At 60.7% G+C, this 5,403-nt stretch carries 3 protein-coding genes; all 3 read left to right on the top strand.

The window, feature by feature from the left end; genetic code table 11:
- The first annotated feature begins 339 nt into the window (after positions 1-339).
- The 3 genes from DXA43_RS09910 (at position 340) to bilS (ending at position 4,723) form a co-directional block, all read left to right on the top strand.
- Positions 340-2,184, top strand: coding sequence for an ABC transporter ATP-binding protein (locus tag DXA43_RS09910; protein WP_117807062.1), 1,845 nt, complete (start codon positions 340-342; stop codon positions 2,182-2,184).
- Positions 2,185-4,044, top strand: coding sequence for an ABC transporter ATP-binding protein (locus DXA43_RS09905; protein ID WP_117807061.1), 1,860 nt, complete (start codon positions 2,185-2,187; stop codon positions 4,042-4,044).
- 127 nt (positions 4,045-4,171) lie between these two features.
- On the top strand, positions 4,172-4,723 hold the full coding sequence (bilS, locus tag DXA43_RS09900; protein WP_117807060.1) for a flavodoxin family protein BilS: 552 nt from the start codon (positions 4,172-4,174) through the stop codon (positions 4,721-4,723).
- Positions 4,724-5,403 lie beyond the last annotated feature (680 nt).

Genomic DNA, 5,403 nt, shown 5'->3' with positions numbered 1-5,403 from the left:
GCTCGCCATCGAAATTTATCGATGGCCTATTTCAGACTGTAATGGGGCGATTCCCGCGACAAGCGCCGCGGAAAGGGCGATGCCCACAGTTGCTCGTCTTGCTCTTCTTGCGAGAATGTCGTTCATCTCGGCACCTCATTTCAAGGGTCGGCGGCTCGGCTGGTAGCACTACTGTAAGTATACCAAGCGATTGGCGCGCCGCTGACCGGGCATGCGCACCCCTCCGCTTCTCTGGAAACCGAATCCCATTAGAAATGACGAGTTGTTTACGCTTCTTTTGGGCTCACCGTACTATCATGGTTCGAATTGAGTGTGAATGATGATAGGGAGCGCCTTTTTATGATTGAGCTGCTCAGGCGTTTTGGTGGTAAGTTTCGCCGATATATGGTGATCGGCCCTGCGTGTAAGTTGATCGAAGTGATCTTTGACCTGCTTACGCCGCTGGTGATTGCCCAGATGATCGATAAAGGCATCGGCGCGCACGACGTGAGTGCCGTCGTCCACTACGGCATGGTGCTCGCCGCCATGGCCGTGATTGGCATCTCGTTTACGCTTGTCTGCCAAAAGATGGCGGCGCTCACCTCGCAGGGCATGGGTACTGACATTCGCGGCGCTCTCTACAAGCACATCAACAAGCTGAGCTATGCTGAGCTCGATCGCTTTGGCACGCCGTCGCTTATCACGCGCATTACCAACGACGTCAACCAGGTACAGCTCGCCGTGGCGCTGGGCGTGCGTATGCTCATCCGCTGGCCTTTCCTGGCGGTGGGTTCCATGGTCGCGGCCCTTGCCATCGACCTTAAGCTCGGCATCATCTTTTTGATTTGCACGCCCGCCATTGGCCTGGTGTTCTGGGTTGTCATGGCGCGCTGTATTCCGTACTACAAGCAGCTGCAGGCAAAGCTCGACCGCATCGCGCTTATCTGCCGCGAAGGCCTTTCGGGCGCTCGCGTGGTCCGTGCGTTTGTGCGTGAAGATCACGAGCGTGAGCGCTTTGCCCAAGCCGCCGATGACCAGGCCAATACTGCCATCGCGGTGGGCAAGCTCTCGTCGATTCTCAACCCCGTCACGTTTCTTGTGATGAACCTGGGCGTGTGCGCCATCCTGTGGGTCGGCGGCATCCAGGTCAACGTGGGCGAGCTCACGCAGGGTCAGGTCATGGCGTTCGTCAACTACATGACGCAGACCCTCACCTCCATCGTGTATGTCGCCAACCTGGTCGTGGTCTTTACCAAGTCGAGCGCCAGCGCGTCGCGTATCAACGAGGTGCTCAATTGCGTGCCGAGCATTACCGATGAGGGCAACCAGCCGGTCGCACTGCCCGAGCCGGGCAATGTCGCTCCCGTTCCTGCGTTGAGCTTTGACCATGCGAGCTTTTCGTTTGGCGTGGGCGCGGCAAATGCCGTGAGCGATGTGACGCTGGAGCTGCCGCTGGGCAAGACGCTCGGCATTATCGGCGGCACGGGCAGCGGCAAGTCCACGCTCGTTTCGCTTATCCCGCGCCTGTACGATGCGAGCGCTGGCAGCGTGAGCGTGATGGGCGCCGACGTGCGCGCCTGGCCGCTCGACCAGCTGCGCCATGTGGTCGCGACCGTCCCGCAGCGCGCGTCGCTGGTGAGCGGCACCATCCGCAGCAATCTGACCTGGCGTGACGAGTCAGCGACCGACGATGAGCTCTGGGCGGCGCTCGATATGGCGCAGGCCAGCGAATTCGTGCGCAACAAGCCGCAGGGGCTCGATGCCCCGGTCGAGGCGGGCGGTAAGAACTTCAGCGGTGGCCAACGCCAGCGCCTGACCATCGCGCGCGCCCTGGTGGGCTCGCCTCAGATATTGATCATGGACGACTCCGCCTCGGCGCTCGATTTTAAGACCGACGCGGCGCTTCGCCATGCCATCCGCGAGCGCAGCGTGCGCGGTGCCGCCGAGGGCGGGCTGCCGCTCACGACGGTCATCGTGAGCCAGCGCGTCTCGACCGTGCGCGATGCCGACATGATCTGCGTGCTCGACCACGGATCGGTTGCGGGCCTGGGCACGCATGACGAGCTGTATGCAAGCTGCCAGCTCTATCGCGAGATTTGCCAGTCGCAGCTGCGCCGCGAGGAGCTCGAGGGCCAGCAGGGGAGCACGGTGCCCGCGTCCGCCCCGACTGCCCCTGCGCCTACTTGCTCAAAGGAGGGTTGCTAGATGAACCCGTATACTTCTTCCGGTTCGGTCGCCACGATGACCGCTAATGTGTCCGGCAACGATAACCTCAACGACCTGGGCGACGGCCCGCGCCAACCCGGTGATCCCGAGCGCTATCCCGTGGGCGCGGTGACGCGCCGCCTGCTGGGCTATGTTCGCCCGCACCGTATTTCGTTTACGGCGTCGTTTGTGAGCGCCGCCATCTCGGTGATTCTGCAGCTCTACACGCCCATCCTCATTGGTGAGGGCATCGACCTGATCGTCGCCACCGGGCAGGTGGACTTCGATGCGCTGCTGCCGCTCGTTACCAAACTCGCGATTGTCGTGATGGGTGCTGCGGCCTTTCAGTGGCTGCAGGGCTACTGCGTCAACCGTCTGTCCTACGAGACGGTGCGCGACATGCGCGTGGAGGCGAGCGACAAGCTCAGCCGCATGCCGCTCGGCTTTGTCGACAGCCATGCCCACGGCGACCTTATGAGCCGCGTGGTCAACGACGTCGATCAGGTGGGCGACGGTCTGCTGCAGGGCTTTACGCAGCTCTTCACCGGTGTTATTACCATCGTGGGCACGCTCGCGTTTATGCTTTCCATCAACCTGACCATGACGCTTGTGGTGGTACTCGTCACGCCGCTTTCCATTTTTGCAGCCGGTGCTATTGCCAAGCTCTCCAACAAAAGCTTTACGGCACAGCAGCGCATCCAAGGCCAGCTTGGCGGTCATATTGAGGAGTACGTGGGCGAGCAAAAGCTCGTGGACGCCTTCGCCTACGGCCCGCACGCTCAACAGCGCTTCGATGTCCTCAACGCCGAGCTCTATACGGCGGGCGAGCGCGCGCAGTTTATGGGTTCGCTTTCTAACCCCGGCACGCGCTTTATCAATAACATCATCTACGCCGTGGTCGCCGTGATCGGCTGCGCGGGCGTGATCACGGGCGTGCCTGCGGCGCTCACGGTGGGCGGCGTGCAGATCTTCCTGTCCTACGCTAACCAGTACACTAAGCCGTTCAACGAGGTCACGAACGTCATCACGCAAATCCAGACCGCGTACGCCTCGGCGCGCCGCATGTTCGCGTTGCTCGATGCGCGCGAGCAGGAGCCCGACGCGGCGGATGCCGTGGAGCTTGCCGCCCCGCAGGGCGAGGTGACCTTTGAACACGTGGACTTTAGCTATGTGCCCGACCGCAAGCTGCTGCAGGATATCTGCATCGAGGCCAAACCCGGTACGCGCTTTGCCCTCGTCGGTCCCACGGGCTGTGGCAAGACGACGCTCATCAATCTGCTGCTGCGCTTTTACGATATCGATGCTGGGCGCATCGCGGTCGATGGTCGCTCCTCGCGTGACTACACGCGCGCGAGCCTGCGCCGCGCCTTTGGCATGGTGCTGCAGGACACCTGGCTGTTCGAGGGCACGGTGGCCGAAAACATTGCCTACGGTTGCCCCGATGCCACGCGCGAGCAGATTGTCGAGGCCGCCAAGCGCGCGCACGCGCACAAGTTTATCGTGCAGCTGCCAGGCGGCTACGATACGGTGATCGGCGAGGACGGCGGCACGTTTAGCCAAGGTCAAAAACAGCTGCTGTGCATCGCGCGCGTCATGCTCACCGATCCGGCGATTCTGCTGCTGGACGAGGCAACGTCGAGCATCGATACGCGTACCGAGCTGCAGGTGCAGGCGGCATTCGACGAGCTCATGGCTGGCCGCACGAGCTTTGTCGTGGCACACCGCCTGTCGACGATTCGCAACGCCGATTGCATTCTGGTCATGCGCGACGGCCAGATTATCGAGCGCGGCACGCACGACGAGCTGCTGGCGGCAGACGGCTTCTATGCCGAGCTTTATCGTAGCCAGTTTGCCCAGTGAGGAAGCCCGTGGGGCAAATTAATCAATCGACAGACGGTGGTTTACATCTGTCACGTTAGTACTAAGATATTCATCTAATAAATTGCATTAGTGGCTTTAATTTTGGGGGAAACGAGGCAACGTGACTATGACGTGCTCTTTGGTGGTTAACAGCAAGAGCGGTAATACCAGGATGGTTTCGGGCGCGATCAAGCGCGCTCTGCAGGCTGCGGGCGTTGAGTTTGTCCATGCCGCGGCGTTGAGCGACGATGCGGATGCAGATCAGGTTGCGCTCGAGGCGCAGGGCGCCTGCGCGGCCGACACGGTGCTCGTCGGTTTTTGGTGCGACAAGGGCGCGTGCACGCCTTCGGTCGCGGCGTTGCTCTCTGCCTTGCACGGCAAGCGCGTGTTCCTGTTTGGCACCTGCGGCTTTGGGGCCGACCAGAGCTATTACCAGCAGATTGTCGACCGCGTAACTTCCAATCTGGCCGAGGATGCCGAGCTTGCGGGCTGGGCGATGTGCCAGGGCAAGATGGGTCCCGCGGTTAAGCAGCGCTATGAGGCAATGCTCGAACAAGATCCCGACAACGCCCGATTTAAGATGCTGCTCGACAACTGGGTTGCCGCGAAGGACCATCCCACCAAGGAAGATATGGATAACATGGCGGCGGCGGCCAAGAAGGCCGTGCTGGGCGAGTAGGCGTGTCGCCTCGCGCTCGAGATAATACAAACGTGAAAGCCTCGAAATTCTCGAGGCTTTTTTCTTGACACGGGGGTGCGCCGTGGCAAGGGTCTGGGGGGGACATTTTCCATCATCCGGATGATGAGTCAGTTTTGAATGATACAGTCTCGTGCATTCGCTGGATGTATCGCCATATGGAGTACGGCTACCAAACGTACCCGGGCTTCTTTACGCACCACTCGATGGGATTCATGTAGTAAGACGCCGCCGGGCGGGCGCCACGTTGCAGAACCTAGGCCTAGCAGATGGCTGATAATTCCATACCCAAATGTATCCAGAGTGGGATGGGCTTTCCGGATGGGCGGGGTTGCGGAAGCCGTGTCCCGGAATTTGCCTTTGGAATGGGATGCGGTTTCCCGTTGAAGGGCTCTGTGGAAACTACATCCCAGTATTCGGTCGAGAAATGGGATGTAGTTTCCGGTTGAGGGTCTTGGCGGAAAGCGCGACCCGGAATTTGCGGCCGAAGCGGGATGTGGCTTCCCAACGGGGCCGCAAGCGGAAACTGCATCCCACTTCGCAAGCGAATTCTGGGACACAGTTTCCAGCGGGTTGTGGGCTGCGAACTAGATGGGGCAGCCATGAAACTCCAATAGGGGGTGTTCCTATAGTTTTGTCAACTGGGAAATGCTCTCCGTGCG

It is taken from the genome of Collinsella sp. OF02-10 (assembly GCF_003463445.1).
In the GTDB taxonomy this organism is placed as follows: domain Bacteria; phylum Actinomycetota; class Coriobacteriia; order Coriobacteriales; family Coriobacteriaceae; genus Collinsella.
The sequence above is the reverse complement of the archived record's forward strand: the minus strand, read 5'-3'. Positions and strand labels throughout refer to the sequence as shown.